21 protein-coding genes and 1 riboswitch are annotated in these 25980 nt (G+C 51.0%); of the genes, 10 read left to right on the forward strand and 11 right to left on the reverse strand.

The features are described 5' to 3' along the window. The first annotated feature begins 59 nt into the window (after positions 1-59). The 3 genes from H8K29_RS18115 to H8K29_RS05905 all read left to right on the forward strand — a co-directional run bounded on the left by H8K29_RS18115 (position 60) and on the right by H8K29_RS05905 (position 5679). Positions 60-1724 (forward strand): methyl-accepting chemotaxis protein, encoded by a 1665-nt coding sequence (locus H8K29_RS18115; RefSeq protein ID WP_186896811.1) that lies wholly within the window; start codon positions 60-62, stop codon positions 1722-1724. 163 nt (positions 1725-1887) lie between these two features. Next, on the forward strand, positions 1888-4035 hold the full coding sequence (locus tag H8K29_RS05900; protein ID WP_186896812.1) for an EAL domain-containing protein: 2148 nt from the start codon (positions 1888-1890) through the stop codon (positions 4033-4035). Between the two features lie 66 nt (positions 4036-4101). Then, complete coding sequence (locus H8K29_RS05905; RefSeq protein WP_186896813.1) at positions 4102-5679, forward strand: PAS domain-containing methyl-accepting chemotaxis protein; 1578 nt, start codon at positions 4102-4104, stop codon at positions 5677-5679. A gap of 61 nt (positions 5680-5740) precedes the next feature. On the opposite strand, the gene ylqF is transcribed toward H8K29_RS05905, so the two are convergent. Beyond that, a complete protein-coding gene (gene ylqF, locus H8K29_RS05910) occupies positions 5741-6673 on the reverse strand; it encodes a ribosome biogenesis GTPase YlqF (RefSeq protein WP_186883067.1) in 933 nt (310 codons plus the stop codon). A 357-nt stretch (positions 6674-7030) separates the two neighbouring features. Here ylqF and H8K29_RS05915 point away from each other — a divergent pair, with 357 nt between their 5' ends. Together H8K29_RS05915 and H8K29_RS05920 are read left to right on the forward strand one after the other, a co-directional pair. Next, positions 7031-7465, forward strand: a complete 435-nt coding sequence (locus H8K29_RS05915) for a hypothetical protein (RefSeq protein WP_186896814.1) — start codon at positions 7031-7033, stop codon at positions 7463-7465. Positions 7466-7618: 153 nt separating this feature from the next. Further along, the gene (locus H8K29_RS05920; protein ID WP_186883065.1) at positions 7619-7888 is read left to right on the forward strand and encodes a DUF2798 domain-containing protein; all 270 of its coding nucleotides are present in this window, start codon (positions 7619-7621) and stop codon (positions 7886-7888) included. A 163-nt stretch (positions 7889-8051) separates the two neighbouring features. On the opposite strand, the gene H8K29_RS05925 is transcribed toward H8K29_RS05920, so the two are convergent. Together H8K29_RS05925 and H8K29_RS05930 are read right to left on the reverse strand one after the other, a co-directional pair. After that, positions 8052-10436 (reverse strand): S53 family peptidase, encoded by a 2385-nt coding sequence (locus H8K29_RS05925; protein WP_186896815.1) that lies wholly within the window; start codon positions 10434-10436, stop codon positions 8052-8054. A gap of 60 nt (positions 10437-10496) precedes the next feature. Beyond that, a riboswitch (cyclic di-GMP riboswitch) is annotated at positions 10497-10583 on the reverse strand. A gap of 371 nt (positions 10584-10954) precedes the next feature. Next, complete coding sequence (locus tag H8K29_RS05930) at positions 10955-11893, reverse strand: histone deacetylase family protein (protein ID WP_186896816.1); 939 nt, start codon at positions 11891-11893, stop codon at positions 10955-10957. Positions 11894-12035: 142 nt separating this feature from the next. Between H8K29_RS05930 and H8K29_RS05935 the strand changes: the two genes are divergently transcribed. The 5 genes from H8K29_RS05935 (at position 12036) to H8K29_RS05955 (ending at position 17785) form a co-directional block, all read left to right on the forward strand. After that, complete coding sequence (locus H8K29_RS05935; RefSeq protein ID WP_186896817.1) at positions 12036-12956, forward strand: MoxR family ATPase; 921 nt, start codon at positions 12036-12038, stop codon at positions 12954-12956. Between the two features lie 34 nt (positions 12957-12990). Next, positions 12991-13974 carry a DUF58 domain-containing protein gene (locus H8K29_RS05940; protein WP_186896818.1) on the forward strand — a complete coding sequence of 328 codons (984 nt, stop codon included), beginning with the start codon at positions 12991-12993 and terminating at the stop codon, positions 13972-13974. A 10-nt stretch (positions 13975-13984) separates the two neighbouring features. Then, positions 13985-15979: a DUF3488 and transglutaminase-like domain-containing protein gene (locus H8K29_RS05945; RefSeq protein WP_186896819.1), complete on the forward strand. Its 1995-nt coding sequence runs from the start codon at positions 13985-13987 to the stop codon at positions 15977-15979. A 16-nt stretch (positions 15980-15995) separates the two neighbouring features. After that, complete coding sequence (gene mltB, locus H8K29_RS05950; RefSeq protein WP_255423270.1) at positions 15996-17126, forward strand: lytic murein transglycosylase B; 1131 nt, start codon at positions 15996-15998, stop codon at positions 17124-17126. A 359-nt stretch (positions 17127-17485) separates the two neighbouring features. After that, positions 17486-17785 carry a hypothetical protein gene (locus H8K29_RS05955; RefSeq protein WP_186883059.1) on the forward strand — a complete coding sequence of 100 codons (300 nt, stop codon included), beginning with the start codon at positions 17486-17488 and terminating at the stop codon, positions 17783-17785. 128 nt (positions 17786-17913) lie between these two features. Here the strand turns inward: H8K29_RS05955 and cysM are convergent, their stop codons facing one another. From cysM to rpsA, 8 genes are all read right to left on the reverse strand, one after another. Next, positions 17914-18816: a cysteine synthase CysM gene (gene cysM, locus H8K29_RS05960; protein ID WP_186896820.1), complete on the reverse strand. Its 903-nt coding sequence runs from the start codon at positions 18814-18816 to the stop codon at positions 17914-17916. Between the two features lie 282 nt (positions 18817-19098). Then, a complete protein-coding gene (locus H8K29_RS05965; protein WP_186896821.1) occupies positions 19099-19623 on the reverse strand; it encodes a helix-hairpin-helix domain-containing protein in 525 nt (174 codons plus the stop codon). Positions 19624-19754: 131 nt separating this feature from the next. Beyond that, positions 19755-20678: a D-glycero-beta-D-manno-heptose-7-phosphate kinase gene (rfaE1, locus tag H8K29_RS05970; RefSeq protein ID WP_186896822.1), complete on the reverse strand. Its 924-nt coding sequence runs from the start codon at positions 20676-20678 to the stop codon at positions 19755-19757. Positions 20679-20689: 11 nt separating this feature from the next. Next, the gene (locus H8K29_RS05975) at positions 20690-22063 is read right to left on the reverse strand and encodes a UDP-glucose/GDP-mannose dehydrogenase family protein (RefSeq protein ID WP_186896823.1); all 1374 of its coding nucleotides are present in this window, start codon (positions 22061-22063) and stop codon (positions 20690-20692) included. 93 nt (positions 22064-22156) lie between these two features. Further along, positions 22157-23332, reverse strand: a complete 1176-nt coding sequence (gene lapB, locus H8K29_RS05980; RefSeq protein ID WP_186896824.1) for a lipopolysaccharide assembly protein LapB — start codon at positions 23330-23332, stop codon at positions 22157-22159. A gap of 118 nt (positions 23333-23450) precedes the next feature. Further along, entirely contained in the window at positions 23451-23765 is a 315-nt protein-coding gene (locus tag H8K29_RS05985; RefSeq protein ID WP_186896825.1) for a lipopolysaccharide assembly LapA domain-containing protein, read from the reverse strand. A 151-nt stretch (positions 23766-23916) separates the two neighbouring features. Beyond that, positions 23917-24222, reverse strand: a complete 306-nt coding sequence (locus H8K29_RS05990) for an integration host factor subunit beta (protein WP_186883052.1) — start codon at positions 24220-24222, stop codon at positions 23917-23919. 30 nt (positions 24223-24252) lie between these two features. Next, on the reverse strand, positions 24253-25959 hold the full coding sequence (gene rpsA, locus H8K29_RS05995) for a 30S ribosomal protein S1 (protein WP_186883051.1): 1707 nt from the start codon (positions 25957-25959) through the stop codon (positions 24253-24255). Positions 25960-25980 lie beyond the last annotated feature (21 nt).

Genomic DNA, 25980 nt, shown 5'->3' on the forward strand with positions numbered 1-25980 from the left:
TCGCCACCGGATGAAGGCAGACGAGCCCGTATCACCTCACTCACCAGAAGAGAATACAAATGAACATGAATATGAAAGTCGGCACAAGATTAGGCATAGGTTTTGGTATCGTCGTGATGCTGTTGATCGGTATGACCTTGTTTGGCGTTAATCGCATGAGTTCACTCAACGACGGCACCAGTCTGCTGGTCAACGACCGTTACCCTAAAGTGGTGCTCGCCAATGAAATACTTGATGGAATTAATTTCAATGCACTTGCAATGCGAAATTTACTGATCACTGAAGATCCTGAAAAAATTAAAGCAGCGCTCAGCGAAATTAAATCTAACGTTACCCGTGTCGGCGAAAAAATTGCCCAACTCGACAAAACTATTTCAACTGAAAAGGGCAAGCAGGTTTTCAATGACGTGAAAGAAGCTCGCAGTAAATATGTAGTGACTCAAAACGAATATCTGAAATTAATTGGCGAAGGAAAAAAACAGGAAGCGGGTGAATATCTGTTGTCGTCTGTCGTACAGGCGCAGACTGGCTATTTTTCTCAGGTACAAAACCTGATCGCGCTGATTGGCACCATCATGGTCAAAAGTGGTGAAGATGCTGAGAAAAATTATCAGAACAGCAGAAATATGCTGTCGGGCATCGCGATCATCGCGGTCCTGCTGGCGTGCGGCTTCGCTTACTGGACAACACGCAGCATTACCCAGCCATTGAATCAGGCGGTGCAGATTGCCCGCACGATTGCCGATGGGGACCTCACCAGCAAGATTCAAGTCGAATCCAGCGATGAAACAGGGCAGTTGTTGCAGGCGCTGAAAGACATGAATAGCAGCCTGGTCAGAATCGTGGCGCAGGTCAGAACAGGAACAGACACCATCGCTTCCGCTTCAACACAGATTGCTGCCGGTAATCTCGATCTGTCATCGCGCACCGAGGAACAGGCCAGTTCATTAGAAGAAACCGCAGCATCGATGGAAGAACTGACCAGTACCGTCAAGCAGAATGCAGATAATGCGCGTCAGGCAAATCAACTCGCAGCAGAAGCGTCTGATGTGGCGATGAAAGGCGGCGATGTGGTCTCTGAAGTCGTCAGCACCATGTCATCCATCAATAATTCATCGAAAAAGATCGTTGATATCATCAGCGTCATTGATGGCATCGCATTCCAGACGAATATTCTGGCGCTCAATGCCGCTGTCGAAGCTGCGCGTGCCGGCGAACAAGGCCGTGGCTTTGCCGTCGTTGCCACCGAAGTGCGCAATCTGGCGCAGCGCAGTGCGGCTGCCGCGAAAGAAATTACGGTGCTGATCGGTGACTCCGTCGATCAGGTGTCGGCAGGTACGCTGCTGGTCAATAAAGCCGGCACCACGATGAGCGAGGTCGTTAACAGCGTTCGCCGCGTCACCGACATCATGGCGGAAATTACCGCAGCGAGCCATGAACAAAGCACAGGCATAGAACAGGTCAATCAGGCCATCGCACAGATGGATGAAGTGACACAACAAAATGCGGCGCTGGTTGAAGAAGCGGCGGCAGCCGCAGCCAGTCTCGAAGATCAGGCAGCGAACCTGTCGGAATTAGTCGATGTATTCCGGATAGACAGCACACAGATCGTGGCAAACACATCTAGCACAGCCAGCACGGCGGCATCGCACACGCAAAAAGCCACTGCAACAGTCCGGCCTACTATGATGCAGAATCCGGCAAAACGTCTGACTAATACTTAACTATCCTGGCCGGAGCTCGCACTTCACAAGATGCTCCGCAACTGATCATAACGGAACTCCGGAGAAACGCAGCATGACAGCGCCCTCTCCGGTTCAATCGTATTGCATGAAGAAATAAACTATACGAGGTGAATGTGATGGCCGGACAGAACAGAAGCTGATCATGATAGCCAGACTGCTCAAGAAAATACCTGTCGCTGATACGACATCATCAGCGCCAGCATCACTGCCCTCGCACGCCATCAACAAACCGGAAAATACAAGGCCAGGCAGTTTGCTGCAACCGTATGCAGACAGTATCGTCGCCAGCCTGAATGTGGGGCTCATCATTATCGATGAAGCTCTGCAGGTGTTGAGCGTGAATGATGGCGTCTGTAAAATCCTCGGACTTGATCATGCCAATCAGATGGCAGGCCAGCATTTGCGCACACTATTACCGGCTCTTGAATCTCCACAGGTGTTACATCCGTTTCTGTCGGGTAAAACAGGAAAACGCTATCTGAGTATTCCTCACGAAAAAAGCCAGTTGCGCATCACCCTCACGGATATCGTCGGCGACCATGCGCAACAACACTCACTGATCACAGTCGAAGACATCACCGAAGAGCACCGCTTGCGCGAAGAGACTCTGGCCAATGCCGCCCACCACCGCAATCAGGCATCGTTGCTCGATAAAGCCAGCGACGCGATTATTGTGATTGGTATCAACCATCATATTTCGTATTGGAATAAGGCGGCAGAAAAACTATATGGCTGGACGTGCGACGAAGCGCTTGGTAATTCCCCGGAAAATTTATTGTGGGATGATGAAGCAGCGTTTAATGAAGTAACGCGTCTAACGATAGAAGACGGTGAATGGCGCGGTGAAATATCGCAGCGACACAAAGATGGCACACCATTCGTTGTAGAGAGCCAGCGCACGCTGGTCAGGGATGAAAACAAGCGGCCCAAATCGATTCTTATTATTAATACCGATATCACCGAGCGCAAAGCGACTGAAGAAAAAATCCGTCATCTGGCTTTATACGACAGCCTGACCAGACTGCCAAACCGTACGCTGTTCATGGACAGGCTGAGGCAAGCGATCAGCAATGCCAGCCGTTATCAACGACGACTGGCGATCCTGTTCCTGGACCTGAACCGCTTTAAAGAAATCAATGATACGCAAGGCCACGATGTCGGTGATCAGGTATTGATACAAGTCGCACAGCGTTTTGAAGCAACGCTACGCGGCGAAAAAACACTGGCGCGGCTGGGCGGAGATGAATTCATCATCGTCACCGAAGTTGAAGATCAGGTTGCCGCAGCGATGATAGCCGAGCGTCTGCAACAGACGCTGGCGACCCCGCTGCACATCGGTAATGATCATTTTTCCGTCGGGGTCAGCATAGGTTTATCGTTTTATCCTGAAGACAGCGACAATGCCGATGACCTGATGAAGTGCGCCGACATCGCCATGTATAAAGCGAAAACGACAGGCGCAGGTTATATCGCATATCAGGCAAAAATGAGTGCCGACCTGAATGAGCAGATGCACATTGCCAGAAATCTGAATCAGGCAATGAATGCGGATAAATTAGAGTTGTATTACCAACCCAAAATCAATCTGAAGACCGGCGAGATTGACGGCGCGGAAGCCTTGTTGCGCTGGAACGATGCAGAGCGCGGCTGGATCAGCCCGGCGCAATTTATTCCGATTGCAGAAGCGCGCGGCATGATGGCGCAGTTAGGCTTATGGGTGCTCGAACGAGCCTGTCGTCAGATTTGTGCGTGGCGAACGGCGGGCTACCATTTTCATGGCCGACTGGCGATCAATCTGTCAGCCCAGCAACTCAGCGACCCGGAACTGGCCGACAAAATCCTGCAAACCGTGCGGAACGCAGGTCTCAGTCCGGCATGCATAGAGCTGGAACTGACAGAAAGCAGCCTGATGCATAACGTAGCGCAGTCTATCGATATCATGAAATCGCTGAAGATAATGGGATTTGCTTTGTCGATCGATGATTTTGGCACTGGCTATTCTTCTCTTTCCTATTTAAAATGTTTCCCTGTGGACACATTAAAAATTGATATCTCTTTTATTCGTGACATGCTCAATGAGCATCATGACCATACCATTGTTACCACCATCATTGGTATGGCGCGCAACCTCGGTCTCAAAGCGATCGCCGAAGGAGTAGAAACTCCGGAGCAGGCAACAAGCTTGCTCGAGCTCGATTGCGATCACGCACAGGGATATTACTTTGGTCGCCCTGAACCTGCGCCAATATTTGCCTCACGTTGGCTGCGATGTTCAACTGACATCGCGTGAACAAAAAAAACGGCCGGGCTTAGTACCCGGCTATCCGTCTCCCCTTTACATGCAGAATAAAATACTATGCGTCTTAACACGCCTGTCACCAATCACGAGTACATACTCAGCGACACTGAAACCATTGTCTCCACTACCGATCTGCAAGGCAACATCACCTACGCCAACCCCTATTTCGTTCAGGTCAGCGGTTATACCGAAGATGAATTAATTGGTCAGCCGCAAAATATTCTGCGCCATCCGGATATGCCAGTCGAAGCATTTGCCGATTTATGGGCCACCATCAAAAGCGGGCAGCCGTGGACCGGCATGGTCAAAAACCGCTGCAAGAACGGTGATTTTTACTGGGTGCTGGCGAATGTTACGCCCGTCGTCGAAGATGGTCGTCCGGTCGGCTACATGTCGGTGCGGACGAAACCGGGACGTGAACTGGTGCAGCAAACTGCGGCCTTGTACAAAGAAATCAAAGCGGGCAATCCACGTAAAGTTAAAATCAGTCGCGGCAGCGTCAAACTGACCGGCATCGCTGGTGTGTGGAATACATTGCGCTATCTGTCACTGCAACAGCGCGCCAACTGGAATCTTGGCTTTCTGATTCTACTGATGAGTGTCATGCTGGTACAGAATCTGTTTTTCAATCCTGAGCCCTCGGGCTGGCTGACAGCCTTGTCCGCGATTGGCATTGTCACCGCGTTCAATTTCTGGCACGCCTTGCATCGCGCCGTGATCGTGCCTTTGCATCAGGCGCTGAAAGCCAGTCAGATCATGGCGGGCGGCGATCTGACGCAGGAGATAGACAGCCACGGCAAAGACGATATGGGTCAATTGCTGCGCGCCTTGCGCCAGTTAAATATCAATCTGTATTCGATTGTCGGCGATGTGCGCCGCAGCTCAGATCAAACCCGCATCGCCACCAGCGAAATCGCCGCTGGCAATATGGATTTATCGGAACGTACCGAATCGCAAGCTGCGGCACTGGAAGAGACTGCTTCCAGCATGAATCAACTGGCCGCGACCGTCGATCACAATACGGCGCATGCAGTACAGGCAAACCAGATGGCAGGTGATGCATCGCTGGTCGCTGACAAAGGCGGCGCCATCGTGTCACAGGTTGTCTCGACCATGAATGACATTAATACGTCTTCCAAAAAAGTGGTCGATATCATCAGCCTGATTGAGGGTATCGCATTCCAGACAAATATTCTGGCGCTCAATGCGGCCGTTGAAGCGGCGCGCGCAGGCGAACAAGGGCGTGGCTTTGCCGTAGTTGCCACCGAAGTGCGACATCTGGCACAACGCAGTGCGAACGCCGCAAAAGAAATCAAAGATCTGATTCAGCTTTCCGCCGAAAAAATTGATGCGGGAACGTCATTGGCCGGAGCCGCCGGCGACACCATGCGCGACATCATCAGCTCAGTACAAAATGTCCGCAATGTCATGGGTGAAATTGCCTCGGCATCACGCGAACAGAGTGCCGGTATCGCCAAGGTGAATGCCGCCGTCCGTCACATGGATGATGTGACCATACAAAATGCCGCACTGGTCGAAGAAGCTGCTGCTGCCGCCAACAGTTTGCAGGAGCAAACCATCAAAGTCGTACAGGCTCTGGCGGTGTTTAAGCTGGATAAAAAAATACGCCGCTGACACTTGCGGACGCGGCGTAGTCTGAATGGTCTGCCATCGTTACTGTTAACGATGGCGTGGCTTACTCTTGCTCGTCGGCTTCCGGCTCCATACCGGTTTGTACGCTCTTGCCCTGCCCCAGCAACACTGGCGGCACATAGGTCGCCAGCAGATGTTCACGGCTGGCAGGCGTTTCCAGACTGATACGGCCTAAAGCGCCGCTGCGGTAATCGAGCAGCAAGGTATGCGAGGCTTTTTCAAAATCCCAGTCGCCGCCCTTGAGTTTGTAGCCGCGTTTTTGTGCAATGCCTTCGATCACGGCCACCGCATCCATGCCTTCCAGATTAAAGCCGTAGCGAGTCACTAATGACTTCGGATAATGAATCAGCAATTGCTCGGCGAGGAAAGTCGCGATCTCTTCTTCGATCAGCGCATTGATACCGATCGCATGGCTGGCCGCCAGCATCAGGCCATCGGTAGGATGTTCGATCTTCGGCCACAACATGCCGGGCGTATCGGTCAGGATCATGTTTTTACCGAGATACAGGCGTTGCTGCGTCTTGGTCACCGCAGGTTCATCACCGACATTGGCGACGCGTTTCTTCAGCAAGGCATTCATCAGCGTCGATTTACCAACGTTAGGAATACCCATGATCATCATGCGTAAAGGCTTGGTCGGCACGCCACGATGCGGCGCGAGTTTCAGCGCAAAACCGGGTACCTTGGCAACGTCTGCCGGTTTTTTGCAGCTCATCGCGACCGCAAACACGTCTTTCTGGGCGTTGTAGTAATCCAGCCAGAATTTAGTGGCATTCGGATCAGCCAGATCGGCTTTGTTTAAAATTTTCAGGCAAGGGCGTTGGCGGAAAACGCGCAGTTGCTCCACCATAGGATTGCAACTCGCCTGCGGAATGCGGGCATCCAGCACTTCTATCACCAGATCGGTGTTTTCCATGGTTTCCGCCGCCTTCTTGCGGGCAGCGTTCATGTGGCCGGGGAACCATTGTATCGACATGCGTATTCTTCTTATCAGCAAAAACAAAGCGATATTGTACGGAACTCTGCCCTGCTCCACGCAGAATCTGCGCAGAAGTTTGTGTTTTACCCCAGAAATAGGCATAAATCGGGGGGTATATGCGATTTTTGCCCTAATCTCTAAGTAAATAAAGGGCTTTAAAATATACTCCCCCCAGTATTTTTTGGCCTTATGCGACCGGAATAACGCTATTCTGAGCCGCTGAGCGCAACCGGTATGCTGATCGCTGTTATGTGGCAATGATGCGGCAATGCGCTGGCGGTTTTTCGTTTATATTGTGATATTGCCGGTCAACATCCGGCTGAACCTGTCTTCATCACATCGCCAGGAAAAATGATGCCGTCCACCACCACTCTGCTGACACGCATGCTTAAACACCTTGCGGCGTTGCTGTGCGCCGCGCTGCTATCCACTAATATCTATGCCGAAACCATGATGAAAGAGCCTGCGAATTCCAGCGATCGCCAGCTGACAGAAAAAATCATCCGCAATTTATCGCCCTGCTTTCAGACTGTCGGTGTGACACAGGCAGCGGCTCATGCGTTTCCTCAAAGCGCCGCCTTGCCGCCGGACAGTGAACTCATCGTGGTGACCGCGATGCCGACGACCGGCCCGAAAATTTCAGACAGCTATCATTACACGCTGGCCGTGCACCAGTCGCGCCAACAGGTATTCATCAAACAGGTCGGCGGTATCGGTGGTCTGCAAAAAGTATTCGGCCCGATACCGGTTGATCGTCTGTGCCAACAGGAAGACAGCGGCGAAAAGTAAATGTCTGCGTCTTTTTCTGTGCTCTTGTAACATAAGCGCACTCTGCATCTGGCGGAAAAACTGTCAGCAGCACGTCCGCCGCAATACCCTGAAAATAAAAACTGTGATGATCTGACTTTGTTGCCAAAGCATCGCCCGAATTTTGGATTTTTTATGCCCTCAACATCACCAAGCAAGCCATCCGGTTTACCCAGACTACCGGCACGTTATGCCGGCATCGTCATGCCCTTCTTTTTGTCTGTCATCATGACCTGCATCGTCTCTGCCATCAGCACTTTGCGCAGTGTCGGTCTGGCGAATAATTTCGTCGCGATGTGGATGGGTTCATGGGGAATTTCATGGCTCGTTGCCTTTCCCGTCTTGCTGCTGATTCTACCCGTGGTCAGAAAAATGACGGCGATGGTGGTCGCGCCGCATCCTTGATGCAGAGGCGCGCTGGCTATAAATTTGTCTGAAAATACCCTAGAGTTCAACGCATAGTTCAACTCATCAAAGAGCGAAATAAAAAACGCCCGTGTCTGAATCACACGGGCGTTTTTGTATCAATCTCATCGGCTGGCATCGTAACGATGGCAGCTGTGTTGTTTTACTTCGCTGTAATCGTGACTGGCACCGATGCCTGTGCCGTACGTCCGGCGGAATCGGTCACCACCACTTTCAGGGTATAGCTGCCGGTGACTGGCGATGGCCAGCTGGCCGTGATCGCCAGACTGCTGTTCATGGAAAAGCTCATCCCCAAAGGCACGCCGGAAATCGATATCGATACCCAGCTGACGCCCGGATCAGAAATACTGATCTGCCCTGTCAGCGCTTTACCTGCCACGCCCGTCATCGCCGGAGCCGTAATCACAGGACCACTGACTACCGCTGCCGATACAACAATGGTGTATACCGCCTGGCCGCTGAGTCCTGTTTTGCTGTCCTTGGCGATCGCAGTCACGTTATACGTGCCGACCACTGGCGCTGCCCAGCTGACGACGCCGCTGGTGCTGACCGCCATGCCTGCCGGTGCGCCACTGAGGCTATACGTCACAGGGTTAGCAGCAGTCAGCACGACAGAGAATGACAATGGTGTGCCTGCTTTAGCGCTGATCGTGCCACCTGTTACCACCGGTGCCTTCGCCGCCGCAATCGTGATGTTGTAAACCGCTTTGCCACTCAGCGCTGTTTTGCTGTCGGTTGCAGTGACCGTCACCGCATAGGTTCCCGCTACGGGTGTCGTCCATGTCACGACGCCTGTGCTGGCAATCGTCATGCCCGACGGTGCGCCGCTCAGCGCATACGTCAGCGGATTTGTTGCCGTTGCCGAAACAGTGAAAGTCAATGCTGTACCAACCTGCCCGCTGATCGCAGCGCCAGTCACCACCGGTGCAGTCGGCGCGATTGCAGTTCCTGTCAGCGTGCTGATCAGATTGCCTATGTTCGGCGTTCCCAGTCCCGTCAGTTGATCGTAACCCGTCTTCGCGTAGCAACTGGCACAGGTTCCGTCTGAGCCTTTGACAATGTCAACAAACGTGCTGGCATACGTTCCCGGCACGGTAGAAATCTGACCATACAACAGGCTGTGTGGCTGACCCAGCGGGGCTTTTGCCAGCTGCGCGCGGGTCGCATTTGCCACCGCGACGATACCCGCCCATTGCGGTGTCGATAAGCTGGTGCCACCGGCGCTGATCCAGTTGACGGTCGTGCTGCCAGGATTGATGACAGCCACATACTGACCAGTCGATGGGTCCGCATTGAATGCCACGTCGGCGACAGTGCGACGGGCAAGCGTGCCCATGCCGGGAACGCTGCTGTTCTGATAAGCCGGCAAAGCCGTGTAGGCGCTGGTGCCGCCACCAGTACCAGACCAGCCGCTTTCAACCCGCGCGCCGCTGCCGGAATACGTCAGCGAAGTGCCGCCAACCGCCACCACATACGGCGAAACCGAAGGCCAGCTGACTGCGGCACCGGAATCACCGGTCGCTGCCAGATACGTCATTTTGGCAGCGCTGAAAGCAGCATCGACCGATGCCGTCCAGTTACCTTCTGCCGCGCCGAAACTCATCGACACCACGCCCGGCCCCATCGCGTTCGCCAATTTGACCGCACCGAGTAAGCTATTCAGCGATGCATCGGCGGCTTCGATCAGCACTATCCTTGCCAGCGGTGCGGTCGCATGCGCCCACTGCACATCGAGTGTGATCTCAGTCGCCCAGCCAGAGTTGTATGCCGGAGCAGTGCCAGTCAGTGTGCCGCTAGCGGTGTTGTAGGCAAGCACTAATTCACAAGCGTTGGTCGCCGGTGCTACCAACGGCAAGGCGCTGGTGGCCGCCAGAGTTTTCGCAGTACAACCAGGCAAACCGAATTTTTGATTGAATGCCGCCAGTTCTGCTGCCACATTCGGATCGTGATACGCATCGACGATATAGATCGTCTGACCGGCACCGAGTTGCGCGGCCTGCGCGGCTGTCAACCCGGTCATGCTTGCAGGCAGGGCGGCGAGACCGTATGCCGCGCGGATCTGCGCTGGCGTATAAGTCGATACAACGCTGGACGTGGCTTGCGGTTGTATCACGCTGTTGCCCGGTAAGGAGCGCACACGTGCCCCCTGCGCGCCCTGTTGCGCCTGCACTTCCTGCATCGTAGTCACGGTCAGGCCGCGATCCGATAATTGCTGAAACTCCTCTGGTATCGCCTGTTGACGCGGCCCCATCAGTGCAGACGCGCTGCTGTTCAACGCATCGATATCGGTTGGCGTATCGAGCAACACAGGGGCAACGTGAAACGTCGGTTGTGCAATCTGCGCCGCTGCCGTTTCCGGCAATTGGGCAACATCCGCACTGAGTGTCGTGGTCGCAGTCGCAATCGCGGCAGGTGCCTGATTCAGCGACGCATTATCAGAATTACTGCCACAGGCACTCAGCAAGGCAAGCAGACTGGCAGTAAGAATCCGGGGGACAGGTTTGGTGACAGGACGGGTGACAGGCATGGGCTCAGCTCTCTGTTGTTGGCGAGGGCCACGCGAAATACCTGATGACATCACAGGATAGTCAGCAACCCCGCTACCGTGGCGCGTCAGCGCTGTAGGCCGGAGGCTTTGCGTCTCTGCCTTTCGACAGATTTGCCCTCAGAATCGTCGCACCGCAAATGCGATACGAATACATACGAATAAAGTAAACGATGCTGAGTGTAAGGAGTATGCCGGCGGAATAACAGCGTACAAATGTTAAAGAAGTTTGAAACGATATCGTCATTGACATCATTTTGTCGCCTACCTGCAACGAAACCAATTTGCAGATAACAGCACGGGCACAACGCCATTCAGAAAGCCACCGGCGTGTTGTCTCAGCCGCTGAAAAGCTGTCTGAAAAATTGTCTGCGGAAAGAAAAAAAGGGGAGTATCTGCCGTTTTTGCTCAATTGTCCTTATAAAAAAAGGGCTTTGCAGAATACTCCCCCCCAGTATTTAAAGAGGCAAAACAGCAGAAAAACGATGGCTTGCCGTCATTTATTCAAGATCAGCAAGAACTTTCAAATGCGCAGTCACGCTGCGGGCGAGCGCCGAGAGGTTGTAGCCGCCTTCCAGACAACTGACGATGCGGCCTTTGGAATACTCTTTCGCGACCGCCATCACCTGCCTGGTCAGCCAGGCGAAATCGGCTTCCGTCAGCCCCAGTTGCCCCATATCGTCTTCGCGGTGCGCATCAAACCCGGCCGAGATAAAAATCATTTCCGGCTGAAATGCGCGCAAAGCTGGCAACCATTTTTCAGTGACCAGCGTGCGGATCACATCGCCATAGCTATGCGCCGGCACGGGCACGTTGACCATGTTACTGGCCGGTTCGCTATCGCCGGAATACGGATAAAAAGGATGCTGAAAAAAACTCACCATCAGCACTTGCGGGTCATCACGGAAAATATCTTCGGTGCCATTGCCGTGATGCACATCGAAATCAACGATGGCGACACGCTGCAAGCCGCGCACATCGAGTGCATGACGGGCAGCAATCGCGACGTTGTTAAACATACAGAATCCCATCGATTCTTTGCGGCTGGCATGATGTCCCGGTGGCCGTACCGCGCAAAAAGCATTTTCGATTTCGGCATCGATCACCGCATCGGTTGCGGCGATCGCCGCCCCCGCCGCGCGCAGACAGGCGCGCCAGGTGTAGCTATTTAAAGCAGTGTCGGCATCGAGTGGAAAGTGATCGTATTCGGAATGTTCGGACGGACAATTTTCGCGTATCCGGTAAATCGCATCCGCTGTGTGCACCCGCGCCAGGTCGCTTTCTTCTGCCGACGGTGCATCGCGATGATCCAGCAAGGTGCTGATGCGGCTGGCGATCAGTTGGTCTTCTATCGCCTGCAAACGTTCTGGTGATTCCGGATGCCATGATCCCATTTCATGGCGTTTGCAATCTGCATGGGTGTAATACGCGGTTGTCATGTCTCGGATTTTTGTAGATTTAGCTATCAGTTTCACCTTATTTAGCTGCTTTTGCAAATGCGCCTGTCCGGCCAGTGCAGGGATTACAACAAGCCGGTTTAATTCGGCTACACTGTGCGCTGATTTTTACGCGAGGAAATACATGTTTTCCCAATTGCATAAAGTTGCAAAACAAGTCAATAACGTCATTATCGGTAAAGAGCTGCAAATCCGTCAGGCGCTGGCCTGTTTGCTCGCTGGCGGTCATTTGTTAATCGAAGATTTGCCCGGCGTTGGTAAAACCACCCTCGCGCATGCTCTCGCGATTTCGCTGGGCCTGAAATTTAACCGTCTGCAATTCACCAGCGATTTACTACCCGCCGATGTCATTGGTGTGTCGATTTTTGACCGCGAAAAAAATCAGTTTATTTTTCACCCCGGCCCGGTATTCACCCAGGTCTTGCTGGCCGATGAAATTAATCGTGCCACACCAAAAACACAGTCTTCCCTGCTTGAAGCGATGGAAGAGCATCAGGTGTCAGCCGAAGGCCAGACACGCAAACTGCCTGCCCCATTTTTCGTGATCGCAACGCAAAATCCTGCGCATCAGGTCGGCACCTTTCCGTTACCGGAATCACAGCTGGACCGTTTTCTGATGTGTCTGTCACTCGGCTACCCGGATGCGGCGGCAGAACGTGCGCTGTTATTGGGTGAAGACCGTCGCGCTTTGCTGTCAAAGCTGCCAGCATTGATGCAGGCCAGCGAGTTATTGCAGGCGCAGCAGCAACTCAAACAAATACATACCTCGCCTTCGTTGGTTGATTATGTGCAGGCGCTGGCACAGGCAACCCGTCAGGGCGATGTCTTTGCCGAAGGCATGAGCCCGCGCGCATCGCTCGCCTTGTTGCAGGCAGCGCGTGCCTGGGCGGCACTTGAGGGGCGTGATCACGTACTGCCGGAAGATGTGCAGGCCATCATGATTCCGGTGATTGCGCACCGCCTGCGTCCGCTTAAATCAGTCAATGGTAAAGCCAGCGCCAGCGCAGATTTACTGGAGCAAGTGATCAAGCGCGTTGCCGTCTGATGGGTGCTGAACCGGAGACCGGAAAACGAATGCCATGCTGACCGCTTTATCTGAACGCTGGAAAGCCCGCCTGCACAAGATCATTTTTCTTGAGCATCAACCTGAGAGTGGTGAAGTTTTTCTGAAACAACGCCGCGTCTTCACGTTGCCAAGCAAGGCAGGCTGGATGTTTTTGCTGATGCTGCTGATCTTGTTTATTTCTGCGACTAATTACAGTCTCAGCCTGGGTTTTGCATTGACGTTTGTACTCGGCAGCGTCGCGCTGGTGAATGTTTTCTTTTGCTTCAGAAATCTCGCCTACCTGCATCTCGATACGGGCCCGGCGCAAGCCGTGTTTGCTGGCGAAGAAACGCACTTCACCATTTTTCTGATCAATCGGCGCAAATATCAGCGCTACGCGATCTGGGTCGGCTTCAACGAAAAAAATGCACCGGAAAAAGCGGTGGATATTGCCCCGGACAGCCGAACCAGCATACACCTGAACTATCCGACGCGCAGCCGTGGCTGGCAGGCTATTCCACGGGTACGCCTGCAAACCTGGTTCCCACTTGGCTTGTTGCGCGCCTGGAGCACCTGGCTGCCAGACGCACGGGCGCTGGTGTATCCGGAGCCGGAAGAACATGCGCCGCCGCTACCGACTTCTGGCGCACCTTCGAATGAACTCGAAGGCCAGGGCGGCAACGAGGATTTCTCAGGCGTGCGGGCGTATCAGCCGGGCGACGCACTCAAACATCTGGCGTGGAAACAAATCGCCCGCGTCGATCCTGCGCTCGGCGGACAACTGGTGACCAAACAATTCACTGGTGGTGCTGGCAACGATATTTTGCTGGATTTTTCTGCCCTGCCAAGAACGATGAATCTGGAACTCAAACTCTCGCGCATGACCCGATGGGTGCTGGAAGCAGATCAGGCCGGGTTGCAGTACGGTTTTAAGCTCGGGCAGGAAGATTACTCCCCGGCACAGGGACCGGCACATCGCGATGCCTGTCTGCGCGCCTTAGCGCTTTACGAATTGTGATCGGATGACTATGCGCCGGCCTTTTTCCCTGCCCGTTTTCAGTCGCGATAAAGCAGATACGCTGCTGTTAATCGTTGCCTGCCTGAGTGTGCTGCTGCCGCATTTTTCGCATCTGGGAACATGGGTTAGTGTCAGCTGCGTTGCCTTGCTGATCTGGCGCGGCTGGCTGACGCTGACAGGTCGCCGCCTGCCACCGGGATGGATACTGATTCCGGTGTCGGCGCTGATGATGCTGGGCGTCTATCTGAATCATAAAACCTTCTTTGGACGTGAGGCTGGCGTCACCATGCTGGTGCTGCTGCTGACCTGTAAATTATTAGAGATGCACGCGAAACGAGATTTGTTTGTCGTGCTTTTTCTGGGTTTCTTTTTACTGCTGACCAGCTTTTTTTATCAGCAAACCATCGCGGCAGCAGTCATGACACTAGTCTCTGTGAGTCTGCTGCTCACAGCACAATTGTCGTTCCACTACACAGGTCTTTTCCCATCCCTGAAACAACGCTTGAAATTAGGCTTAGGCATGATGGCACTGGCAATTCCGCTGACCTTGTGTGCGTTCTTTCTTTTCCCCCGAATACAAGGCCCGCTCTGGGGTTTGCCGGGTGATGCACATAGCGGACGCTCAGGCTTATCGGAAACGATGTCACCGGGCGGTATCAGCGATCTGGTCTTGTCAGAAGAGATCGCCTTCAGGGTGAAATTTTCGCAGCCGCTACCGAATAAATCACTGCTGTACTGGCGCGGTATCGTGATGACGGAATTCGATGGCAAAACTTGGTCGCCGGCTCGCTTTTTGCAAAAGAATAACGGTGATATTGCGCAGTACGCTGGAACACCGATCACGCAGGAAATTATCCTGGAACCACAGAGCCAGCGCTGGTTGTTTGCTCTGGATTTACCAGCGGCAGCACCGCAAACAAATGGCAACACTATCGCCAGCATCAACCGACAAATGGAACTGCGCAGCAATGACATCATCAGCCAGCGTCTGCGCTATCAGGTGACGTCTTATCCGCAATATCGTTACCTCGTCGAAAACAATCTGAGAGATTTACACCGGGCATTGGAAATACCTGCCGGTTACAATCCGCGCAGCGCGGCCTTTGCGGACACATTACGACGTCAGTACGGCGATGACAGCGCGCTAATCAACGCCGTATTGCAGTATTTTCGCAAGGAAGCATTTACTTACACGCTGGAACCACCTCTGCTCGGCATCAATAGTATTGACGACTTCTTGTTCAAGAGCAGAGCCGGGTTTTGCGAACATTATGCGAGTGCGTTTGTGAATCTGATGCGGCTGGCCGGTATTCCGGCAAGAATCGTGACGGGTTATCAGGGTGGCACACTGAATGAAGTCGACGGCTATTTTGAAGTCCGCCAATCTGATGCCCATGCATGGACAGAAGTGTGGCTCGAAGGTCAGGGCTGGGTTCGCGTCGACCCGACTGCCGCCGTCGCGCCAGAACGGGTTATGCAAAATCTGAATCAGGCGATTCCCAAACGCGGCTTTGCAGGGCTGATGAATTTTGCCTTGTCCGGCAATTCATGGAGCCAAGCTATGCGCATGCGCCTCGACGCCATCAATAACTCTTGGAATCAGTGGGTACTCAATTACAACCAGCAAACGCAGAAAAACTTTCTCATTTCCTTAGGCTTTAAAGACATAGACTGGTCGCGCATCAGTTTGCTGTTTTTTATCACGGGCAGTCTCATTATCGGCGCAATTGCCCTGCCGTTGATGCTGAACAGACCTTCGATCCCGGCAATGGATAGAGTATACTTGGCGTTCTGCAAAAAAATGGCAAAGAAAACACCGCCCCGCGCAGTGGATGAGGGGCCATATGCTTATCTGCAAAGATTGAAAAAAACATTGCCAGCAAAAGATATTCCCCCGGTGGAAAAATTCCTGCGCACCTATATCAATGCGAAATATGGACAAACCACCGCTCCGGAAAGCCAGCGTATACGCCAACTGAAAATCCTGTTAGCAGCCTGTCGCTAATTTACTGAACAAGCACTTGACATCGACCATTGTGAAATCTATTCAATACATCGTCCGCAGTTGCTTCTGTGCTGCGATCGTCAGCAGCATCGCTCTGCCCGCATTAAGCGCGACACCTTCAGCAAACAAAACGTCTGCCAAGCGCAGTGCTAAGGCGACCTCTGCGACACCCGTGATGCAAGAAAATGTTCGCTTCAATGAATGGAAAGAAGTCTCCGCCTTCATTATGGAAATGGTGGACAAGCATCAGTTTGACAAAGCGCAGTTACAAACCGTATTTGAACAAGTGCGCTACGTTGAAAGCGCAAGGCAACTGATGAGACCCGCTCCGGCAGGGAAACCTAAAAACTGGAAAGCCTATCGCGCCCGTTTTGTGGAACCCTACAGGATAGAGGCAGGCGTCGCATTCTGGAATAAATATGCAGATGCGCTGGAGCGCGCACGCCAGCAATACGGTGTACCACCAGAGATCATCGTCGGTCTGATCGGTGTGGAAACTATTTTTGGAAAAAACACCGGAAAATTCCGGGTCATGGATGCGCTGACAACACTGGCCTTTGACTATCCGGACACGCCGACCAGAGATACCCGCATGCAGTTCTTCCGCAATGAGCTGGAAAACATGCTGCTGATGGCAAGAGAATCTGGCGTCGACCCCTTTGCATTTAAAGGCTCTTACGCAGGTGCGATAGGCTGGCCGCAATTCATGCCAGGCAGCATACGTAAATTTGCGGTCGATTTTGACGGCGATGGCAGCATCAATCTGACCGATTCCCCCGTCGATGCCATCGGCAGCGTCGCTCACTACCTGGCGATGCATGGCTGGAAAAGAAATCTCCCAGTCACCTTCCCGGCTACCCTGATTTCAAGCGAAGCAAACCCGGCGTTATTACAGACAGCGCTGAGCCAGGGATTACGTGCCAGCTATTCTCTGGCGGAATTAAAAACCTTTATCAGCACGGCAAGCAGTGATGCACCGAGCAACATACAGTATGGCGTTATCAACCTACAGAATGGTGACGAAGCCACCGAATACTGGCTGGCGACCGATAATTTCTTCGCGATTACGCAATATAACCGCAGTTATTTTTATGCCATGTCGGTGTTTGATCTGGGGCGAATCATCAGTGCGGCAAAAGAAAAATAGGTATATGTCAGCTTGAACAAAACTTTTTAACAATATGTTTCGTTTTCACCAATTGATTTAAGGTACTTTTTACCCAATACTATATTCGTAAGTAATTGCTAGCATGCAAAAGACGGAAATAACCATCCATTGCATGCTTTTTTAAAAACAAGCGTTGCGATTAATTGCAAATTAATCTACAGTGATATTGTCTTATTAATACTAATGCATGTTTGATGCTAAGTGTGAATAGGGATTTAACAATGGTTTGCTATTCTTGCTAAAAGCAAATTCTATTTTAAAGTTACAATGTTACCGTTTGATTAATTCTCATTGAAGCAATTAAATCCAGCATCAATAGACTAGACAGCGAGGTAATTATGGCAAATTTAACCCAGCTTGAATCAGATGAGATCGACTACGATCCCAACAATCTTTTAGATACTCTGATCAAGCAATTGCATTTGAAAAATGACGCAGCACTCTCAAGAGCGTTAGAAGTTGCACCACCGGTCATCAGCAAAATCAGACATCGTCGTCTGCCTGTAGGCGCTTCGTTGTTGATCCGCATGCATGAAATCAGCGATATCAGCATCAAAGAATTGCGCGAACTGATGGGTGACCGTCGCGCGAAATTCCGCATCAGCGACAAGCAATTCAAGCCAAAAGACGCAGCTTAAATGCTTTCCGGGCAATCCCCGGCGACAGATAAAGCAAAATACCGAAACTACTTGTGAGAGTAATTTCGGTATTTTTTTGGGTGTGACAAAATTAACTGAGCGTATCTGCGCCCAGACTTGCCGGAGACTCAGGCCGGGAAGACACCAGTCGATAAATAGCGATCGCCACGATCACATACGATAAACACGATCGTTGCATTTTCTACTGTCTCCGCAATTCTCAGTGCAATTTCACAGGCACCCGCCGCTGAAATACCGCAAAAAATTCCCTCTTCCGCAGCGAGTCTGCGTGCCATGTGCTCGGCATCCCCCTGGCTTACTGATTCCACCTGGTCAACTTTGGCTTTATCGAAAATTTTAGGCATGTACGCTTCCGGCCATTTGCGAATGCCGGGGATTTGCGAACCCTCTTCTGGTTGTGCGCCAATAATCTGAATCTGTGGATTTTGCTGTTTCAGATAAGCGGAAACTCCCATGATCGTTCCGGTCGTCCCCATTGCGCTGACAAAATGAGTGACTTTTCCCTTAGTATCCCGCCAGATTTCCGGTCCGGTACCTTCAACATGCGCAAGAGGATTATCCGGATTCGCGAACTGATCCAGAATCAAACCCTTGCCTTCTTTTTGCATTTGTTCGGCCAGATCCCGCGCATACTCCATGCCGCCGGTTTTTGGTGTCAGTATGATCTCGGCACCGTATGCAGCCATACTCTGACGACGCTCGATACTCAGATTCTCCGGCATCAGTAAAATCATTTTGTAACCACGCATGGCGGCTACCATCGCCAGTGCAATGCCAGTATTGCCACTGGTCGCCTCAATCAGGGTATCACCAGGTTTCAGTTGGCCCCGCTCTTCAGCGCGCCTGATCATCATTAATGCAGGTCTGTCTTTGACTGAGCCAGCTGGATTATTACCTTCCAGTTTGCCTAATATAATGTTGTTGCGACGCCGATTTTCCTCACCCGGTATTCTTTGTAAACGTACTAAAGGGGTGTTACCAATCGTGTCTTCAATAGTCAGGTAAGACATAGTTATCAATAGTCGTGAAATACAGGCTTATTCTAAACGCACTTGAATTCTGCCGCATGGCGCTTATTGCGGCGTGTCAGACCACAAAACAGCGCTATCTCACTGTTTTCACAGGTAAATATCGCAGCTGACAGCATTCAGAAACAGATATATTCCTTATACATAATTCGCATAAGCTAATAAAAAAGCCTCCGATGATTCAAAATCGGAGGCTTTTACGTAAAACACAGGCGATGACGGTGAAGATCGACGCCTGAAAATAAGACTATTTATTTAATCAGATTATTTTGCTTTGCCTTCTTTTGCACTGGCGGCCGCTTTCTCAGCAGCATCCGCTTTTTCTGCTTTCGCTGCTTTTTTCTCTGCTTTTGATGCTTTTACTGGTTTTTCCGGTGTTTTTTCTGTCGCCTTATCATCGGCTTTTGTTGCTTTTGCAGGTGCATCCGCAGGCTTAGCATCCGCTTTAGGGTCTTTTGCTGCTTTTGCAGGTTTGCTTGCTGACTTGTCTGCAGCAGCTGGTTTAGCTGGTGCGCCTGGCTTTGCCTGCCCATTCACGGTCAGCCCAGCTTCGGACAGCTTGGTAGAATTTTTATCGCCAATTCCCTTCACACGTGCTTCGAAATCAGCCCAGTCTTTGAAACTGCCATTTTTTGTGCGCTCTTCGATTATCGCCTTAGATTTGGCAGGACCTATGCCTTTAATTCCATCCAGAGCAGCCTGATCGCCTTTATTGACATCAACGTCGGCAAACGCAAAACCCATGCTGGCAACCATTGCAGCCACTGCCAATAATAATTTCTTGAACATATGAAGACTCCCCAAAAAGTGATGAACTTTAATGATCATGTTTCATTTTCTAAAATGCCAGAAAACGAAACATGATTATTAACGGTAAAAGCACATAAGGGTTGACTTATTTTCACCAGATTGAGAGAAAACTACACCTCCGAGAATAATTCTTCTTTTGTCACGGTCGCAGTACCCAGTTTGCCAACCACTATTCCACCAGCCCTGTTAGCGATCACTACGGCATCCTGCATACGCATACCATTCGCCATCATCACTGCCATCGTCGCGATGACGGTATCTCCGGCACCGGAAACATCAAAAACTTCGCGAGCCATTGCAGGCACATGCGTGACATCTTCTTCGGTAAATAGGGTCATTCCCTCTTCAGAACGCGTCAATAACAAACCTTGTAAATCTAATTCGCGCCGTAAATTTTGTGCTTTTTCAGTCAGTTCAGCCTCGTTCGCCCATTCGCCGATAATCAGTTTCAGTTCTGATTTATTCGGCGTTAATAATGTTGCTCCTGCATAGCGGGCGAAATCACTGCCTTTAGGATCCACCAGAACAAGTTTACCAGCGTCCTTTGCGGCTTGTATCATCGCCTTCACATTCATCAGACCGCCTTTGGCATAATCGGAAAAAATGACGACGTCATATGCACTCAGCAAGGCATTGAAACGATTCAGTTTGTCTCTGAGAACAATTTCTGTCGGTTTTTCCTCAAAATCAATACGTATCAGTTGTTGCTGGCGACCGATCACACGTAATTTGATGATCGTTGATATTTGTTTATCGCGGCTGAGGTAACTGGAAATACCGGCTTTTTTCAACAGATTTTCAATACTGTTGCCCGCCTCATCATCACCGATGATGCCCATCAGTCCTGCGTTCACGCCAAGAGCAACTGCATTTAAAGCCACATTTGCAGCGCCACCAAGACGTTCTTCACGACGCTCGACGCGAACGATGGGAACCGGAGCTTCGGGAGATATCCGGTTCACCTCACCAAACCAGTAACGATCGAGCATGACATCGCCAGCGATCAGAATTTGCTTTTTCACTTGCTCATTCATCAAAAACAACCTCACTTACGCGTGAGTACGGAACGGCCAATGCCGTGGTATTCAATACCAAGTTCTGTCATCACCGCGGGTTCAAACAGATTTCGGCCATCAAAAATCACTGCCTGTTTCAAACGCTGCTTAACCTGATCAAAATCAGGGCTGCGGAAAGCCTTCCATTCCGTAACGATCGCCAAGGCGTCTGCGTCATTCAGCGCATCCATAGGGTTTTCAGCGTAGCGGATCGATGCGAGTAATTCCGGTGCGTCATAAAAATCGAGTTCAAACACGCGTTTAGCTTCTTCCATAGAAACCGGATCATAAACAGCCACCGTCGCGCCATTGCGCAGCAATTCGCCGATTAACACGCGCGATGAGGCAGCACGCATATCATCCGTGTTTGGCTTAAATGCGAGACCCCAGATTGCAAAATGTTTACCGACAATCTGATTGTCAAAGCGCTGCATGATCTTGGCACCTAGAATCTGCTTCTGGCGCGCATTAACTTCTTCAACCGCCTGCAAAATCAACAGGTTCAGTCCATAGTCCTGCGCAGTACGTTCCAGTGCCTGTACGTCTTTTGGAAAGCAAGATCCGCCATAGCCACAGCCTGCGTATAAAAAACTATGGCCGATACGGGGGTCAGAGCCTATCCCGTGGCGTACGGCTTCGATATCAGCACCGACATGATCAGCCAGATTGGCGAGTTCATTCATAAAAGAAATGCGCGTTGCCAGCATCGCATTTGCTGCATATTTCGTGAATTCGGCAGAACGAACATCCATCCAGTATGTGCGTTCGCGATTGCGATTAAATGGTGTGTACAACTTTTTCATCATATCGCGCGCTTTTTCACCCTGAGGTGTCGCGTCGCAACCAATCACAATACGATCAGGACGCATAAAATCCTCAACCGCGGCTCCTTCTTTCAGGAACTCAGGATTGGACACAACCGAAAAAGTTGCAGTTGCTGCGCGCGCAGCCAACTCCTCTTGCACAGCAACGCTGACGCGGTCAGCGGTACCAACAGGAACGGTTGATTTATCGACGATGACTTTAAAGCCGGTCATGTATTTACCGATATTACGTGCCGCTGCCAGCACATATTGCAAATCAGCGGAACCATCTTCATCGGGAGGTGTGCCGACAGCAATAAACTGGATATCGCCATGTGCCACGCTTGCCTCGACATCAGTCGAAAAACGGATGCGTCCAGCCGCGCGGTTACGCGCTACCACCTCTTCCAGTCCCGGTTCATGGATAGGAATTTCCCCATTGTTCAGGATGTCAATTTTGCGCTGATCAACATCAAGACAAAATACATCGTTTCCCAATTCCGCGAGACAGGCACCCGTCACGAGGCCAACATAACCAGTACCAATAATAGTAATTTTCATTTTGCGATCTCAGTCCCAAATAAATAGTGCCGTATTCCTGCGAGAGCCATCGTTCCTCGATACGAACAAGATGCCGCATGCAGAGGAATACAATTAATTCATTACATTTAACTCTTCTGTACGTCGCGGCGGATAAGTCTCCCAGCGACTGCAACCTGGACAATGCCAGTAAAACTGCCTCGTCTTAAAGCCACAATGAGAACACTGATAGCGTGACAATTTCTGCGCATAACCATGTACCAGATTTTTGACCAGCGACAGTTCTGGCCGGAACTCTGGAGAAACCTCAATCAAACGGGCGTCCAGTAATTTTTCCAGCCCGAGCAAAGTTGGTGTTCTGCGTAATTCGTCACTAACCAGCTGATTTGCTGCCGCTACCGTATCAAGCTCTATCGTCGCTTTAAAGACTACCTCGAGCAGATCCACAGACGGTGCTTCTTCGAGATAATTTTTCAACAGATTCAGGCCTTCCTGCGGGCGCTCCAGCTTACGATATGCATCCATCAGGCGTTGCGCAACCAGCGCCACGTGCGGCACACTTTGCTGCTCCACACGCAACCAGGCAGTAACGGCTTTTTCTGTTTCACCTATTGACTGATAGACGTCGCCCATCAATATCACGGCACGGACACTTAAACGGTCTATCGCCAGTGCTTTTTCTAATACGGCAAGCGCTGCCTCAGTATTGCAGCGCGCCAGCTCATCCTGCGCAATTTCACAATAAAACTGCGCGATCTCTTTTTGTCTGCCACCGGCACCTGCTTCTTGCAACGCGTATGCGGCATCGATCGCACGCGCCCATTCTTTTTCACGCTGATAAATTTCGAGCAAAGCACGGCGAGCCTGAACTTCAAAAGGTCCGGAAACAAGCTGATTAAATGTTTCCTCAGCACGATCTAATAAGCCTGCTTTTAAGTAATCCTGCCCCAGCTCGAACATTGCCTGCGTCTTTTGATCGGAAGGCAAATCAGGGCGCTGGACGAGATTTTGATGCACACGGATAGCTCGCTCGGTTTCACCACGGCGGCGAAATAAATTTCCCAACGCAAAATGCAATTCAACAGCTTCAGGATCAAGACGAACAATATCGATAAACGCATCAATTGCTTTATCGGGCTGTTCGTTGAGTAAAAAATTAAGCCCCTTAAAATAGCCACGCGGCAGGCTGCGCGACTCGGAAAGCAACTGGCGGATATCAACCCGGGCAGCCAGCCAGCCAAGAGTAAAAAACAAGGGGATGCCAAGCAACCACCAAATTTCAAATTCCATTTTTCTTATTTTCTGTAATGTTTTTCAAGATAGTAAGTATCTGCCTGAATAATGTCAGCGAGAGACCAGCTTCGTTCCCCTCTGCATTCACATTTAGGGTAAAGCCGGCACGTGAAGACTAATCGTTCCGGACACCATCTGGTTGTGGTGCCTGCATACTTGCCTGCTCGGCAAGCAGACGCTCTTTCTCAATTTCCGCCAGCGTTTTCTTGTGACGAGAGAGATCACGACGGTGTCTGAACACCATAGGAACCATCGCCAGAGCGCCCAACACGGCACCCGCTACGAAAAAAACCAACAGCATAATCACCAGAGGTGCTGATTGTTGATAACCGAAGAAATACTGAAGCGTGACGATCTGATCATTCTTTAAGGCAAAGCCAAAAAAGATGATGAAAAGTATCGCAGCAAGCAATCTGGAAATATATTTCATGGTTACATCCTAATGAGTAAAAGCGGCATTAACGAACGCTGTTGCTTTACTGTGTCTGCAAAGCGACCATTGTACTGAAAAAAAACGGCATACCGGAAAAACCGATATACCGTTTTTTAATTTGCATCAATCGCGAGGCCCGATGACCCGTCTAGTCATCGTGTATCGGCTGCCCAACCATGGCATCGACACGTTCGCGCAATTCTTTACCCGGTTTGAAATGCGGTACCCGTTTTTCAGGCACCATCACTTTGTCACCAGATTTAGGATTACGACCTATCCGTGGTGGACGACTGTTCAGAGAAAAACTGCCAAAACCCCTGATCTCTATCCGCTGCCCTGTTGCCAGAGCATCGGTCATTGCATCTAAGATGGTTTTGACAGCGACATCCACATCTTTTGCAACCAGTTGTGGATATCGCTCCGCCAGACGAGCTATCAGCTCCGACTTCGTCATATTTATAAAACCTTATGACTGAGATTGAGCTTAGTTTTTGTTGTCGAGTTTAGCTTTCAACAACGCGCCCAGGCTGGTAGTACCGGAAGCTGCATTGGAATCTACAGCAGTAGACATTTTTTGCATTGCTTCTTGTGTTTCAGCGCTGTCTTTTGCTTTGATAGACAACTGGATACCACGTGCTTTACGGTCGATGTTCAACACCAACGCTTCAACGCTGTCGCCGACTTTCAGATGTGTACCAGCATCTTCCACGCGGTCGCGGGAGATTTCGGATGCACGCAGGTAGCCTTCAACGTCGTCAGCCAGTTGGATCACTGCGCCTTTTGGCTCAACAGATTTCACTGTACCAGTAACGATTGCGCCTTTGTCGTTCATTGCGCAGTAGTTATTGAATGGGTCGCCTTCGAGTTGTTTAACACCCAGGGAAACGCGCTCACGTTCAACGTCGATCGCCAGAACGATGGCTTCCAGTTCGTCACCTTTCTTGAAGCGACGTACTGCTTCTTCGCCTGTTTCATTCCAGGACAGATCAGACAAATGTACCAGACCGTCGATGTTGCCAGACAAACCGATAAATACGCCGAAGTCAGTGATGGACTTGATCGCGCCGCGAACTTTGTCACCTTTCTTGTGGTTGATCGCGAAATCATCCCAAGGATTAGCTTTGCACTGTTTCATGCCCAGGCTGATACGACGACGTTCTTCGTCGATTTCCAGAACCATAACTTCAACTTCGTCGCCCAATTGAACAACTTTGTTTGGTGCCACGTTTTTGTTAGTCCAGTCCATTTCGGAAACGTGAACCAGACCTTCGATACCTTGTTCAACTTCAACGAACGCACCGTAGTCGGTCAGGTTAGTGACTTTACCGAACAGACGTGTGTTCGCTGGGTAACGACGGGACAAGCCTGTCCATGGGTCGTCGCCCAATTGTTTTACGCCCAGGGAGACACGGTTTTTCTCTTGGTCGAATTTTAATACTTTTGCAGTGATTTCCTGACCAACTGTCAACACCTCGGAAGGGTGACGTACACGACGCCATGCCAGATCAGTGATGTGCAACAAGCCATCGATGCCGCCCAGATCAACGAACGCGCCGTAGTCAGTGATATTTTTAACGATACCAGTAACCACTGTGCCTTCTTTCAGGGTTTCCATCAGTTTTTGACGCTCTTCGCCCATAGACGCTTCAACAACAGCGCGGCGGGACAGCACAACGTTGTTACGCTTGCGGTCGAGCTTGATGACTTTGAATTCCATGGTTTTGCCTTCGTAAGGAGTTGTATCCTTCACTGGGCGTGTATCAACCAAAGAACCTGGCAAGAAAGCGCGGATGCCGTTCGTCAGAACAGTCAGACCACCTTTAACTTTGCCATTAACTGTACCAGTAACGATCTCGCCAGACTCCAGCGCTTTTTCGAGCGCGAGCCAGGATGCCAGACGTTTTGCTTTGTCACGGGACAGGATAGTGTCGCCGAAACCGTTTTCCAGCGAATCAATCGCTACGGAAACGAAATCGCCGATATTAACTTCCAGGTCGCCCTGGTCGTTTTTGAATTCTTCAACAGGGATAAAGGCTTCAGACTTCAAGCCTGCGTTCACGATCACGAAGTTGTGGTCGATACGAACGACTTCAGCAGAAATCACTTCACCGGAACGCATATCCTGACGTGACAGGGACTCTTCGAACAAAGCTGCGAAGCTGTCTGCACCGGTTGCGAAATCTTGGGACATGAATACAGTAGACATAATATT

The sequence above is a fragment of the Undibacterium sp. CY21W genome (genome assembly GCF_014284265.1).
In the GTDB taxonomy this organism is placed as follows: domain Bacteria; phylum Pseudomonadota; class Gammaproteobacteria; order Burkholderiales; family Burkholderiaceae_D; genus Undibacterium; species Undibacterium aquatile.

Bases quoted from the DNA above. Each gene is read 5' to 3' on its own strand.
- H8K29_RS18115 (WP_186896811.1), top strand. From the start codon at position 60: ATGAACATGAATATGAAAGTCGGCACAAGATTAGGCATAGGTTTTGGT.
- H8K29_RS05900 (WP_186896812.1), top strand. From the start codon at position 1,888: ATGATAGCCAGACTGCTCAAGAAAATACCTGTCGCTGATACGACATCA.
- H8K29_RS05905 (WP_186896813.1), top strand. From the start codon at position 4,102: ATGCGTCTTAACACGCCTGTCACCAATCACGAGTACATACTCAGCGAC.
- ylqF (WP_186883067.1), bottom strand. From the start codon at position 6,673: ATGTCGATACAATGGTTCCCCGGCCACATGAACGCTGCCCGCAAGAAG.
- H8K29_RS05915 (WP_186896814.1), top strand. From the start codon at position 7,031: ATGCCGTCCACCACCACTCTGCTGACACGCATGCTTAAACACCTTGCG.
- H8K29_RS05920 (WP_186883065.1), top strand. From the start codon at position 7,619: ATGCCCTCAACATCACCAAGCAAGCCATCCGGTTTACCCAGACTACCG.
- H8K29_RS05925 (WP_186896815.1), bottom strand. From the start codon at position 10,436: ATGCCTGTCACCCGTCCTGTCACCAAACCTGTCCCCCGGATTCTTACT.
- H8K29_RS05930 (WP_186896816.1), bottom strand. From the start codon at position 11,893: ATGACAACCGCGTATTACACCCATGCAGATTGCAAACGCCATGAAATG.
- H8K29_RS05935 (WP_186896817.1), top strand. From the start codon at position 12,036: ATGTTTTCCCAATTGCATAAAGTTGCAAAACAAGTCAATAACGTCATT.
- H8K29_RS05940 (WP_186896818.1), top strand. From the start codon at position 12,991: ATGCTGACCGCTTTATCTGAACGCTGGAAAGCCCGCCTGCACAAGATC.
- H8K29_RS05945 (WP_186896819.1), top strand. From the start codon at position 13,985: ATGCGCCGGCCTTTTTCCCTGCCCGTTTTCAGTCGCGATAAAGCAGAT.
- H8K29_RS05955 (WP_186883059.1), top strand. From the start codon at position 17,486: ATGGCAAATTTAACCCAGCTTGAATCAGATGAGATCGACTACGATCCC.
- cysM (WP_186896820.1), bottom strand. From the start codon at position 18,816: ATGTCTTACCTGACTATTGAAGACACGATTGGTAACACCCCTTTAGTA.
- H8K29_RS05965 (WP_186896821.1), bottom strand. From the start codon at position 19,623: ATGTTCAAGAAATTATTATTGGCAGTGGCTGCAATGGTTGCCAGCATG.
- rfaE1 (WP_186896822.1), bottom strand. From the start codon at position 20,678: ATGAATGAGCAAGTGAAAAAGCAAATTCTGATCGCTGGCGATGTCATG.
- H8K29_RS05975 (WP_186896823.1), bottom strand. From the start codon at position 22,063: ATGAAAATTACTATTATTGGTACTGGTTATGTTGGCCTCGTGACGGGT.
- lapB (WP_186896824.1), bottom strand. From the start codon at position 23,332: ATGGAATTTGAAATTTGGTGGTTGCTTGGCATCCCCTTGTTTTTTACT.
- H8K29_RS05985 (WP_186896825.1), bottom strand. From the start codon at position 23,765: ATGAAATATATTTCCAGATTGCTTGCTGCGATACTTTTCATCATCTTT.
- H8K29_RS05990 (WP_186883052.1), bottom strand. From the start codon at position 24,222: ATGACGAAGTCGGAGCTGATAGCTCGTCTGGCGGAGCGATATCCACAA.
- rpsA (WP_186883051.1), bottom strand. From the start codon at position 25,959: ATGTCCCAAGATTTCGCAACCGGTGCAGACAGCTTCGCAGCTTTGTTC.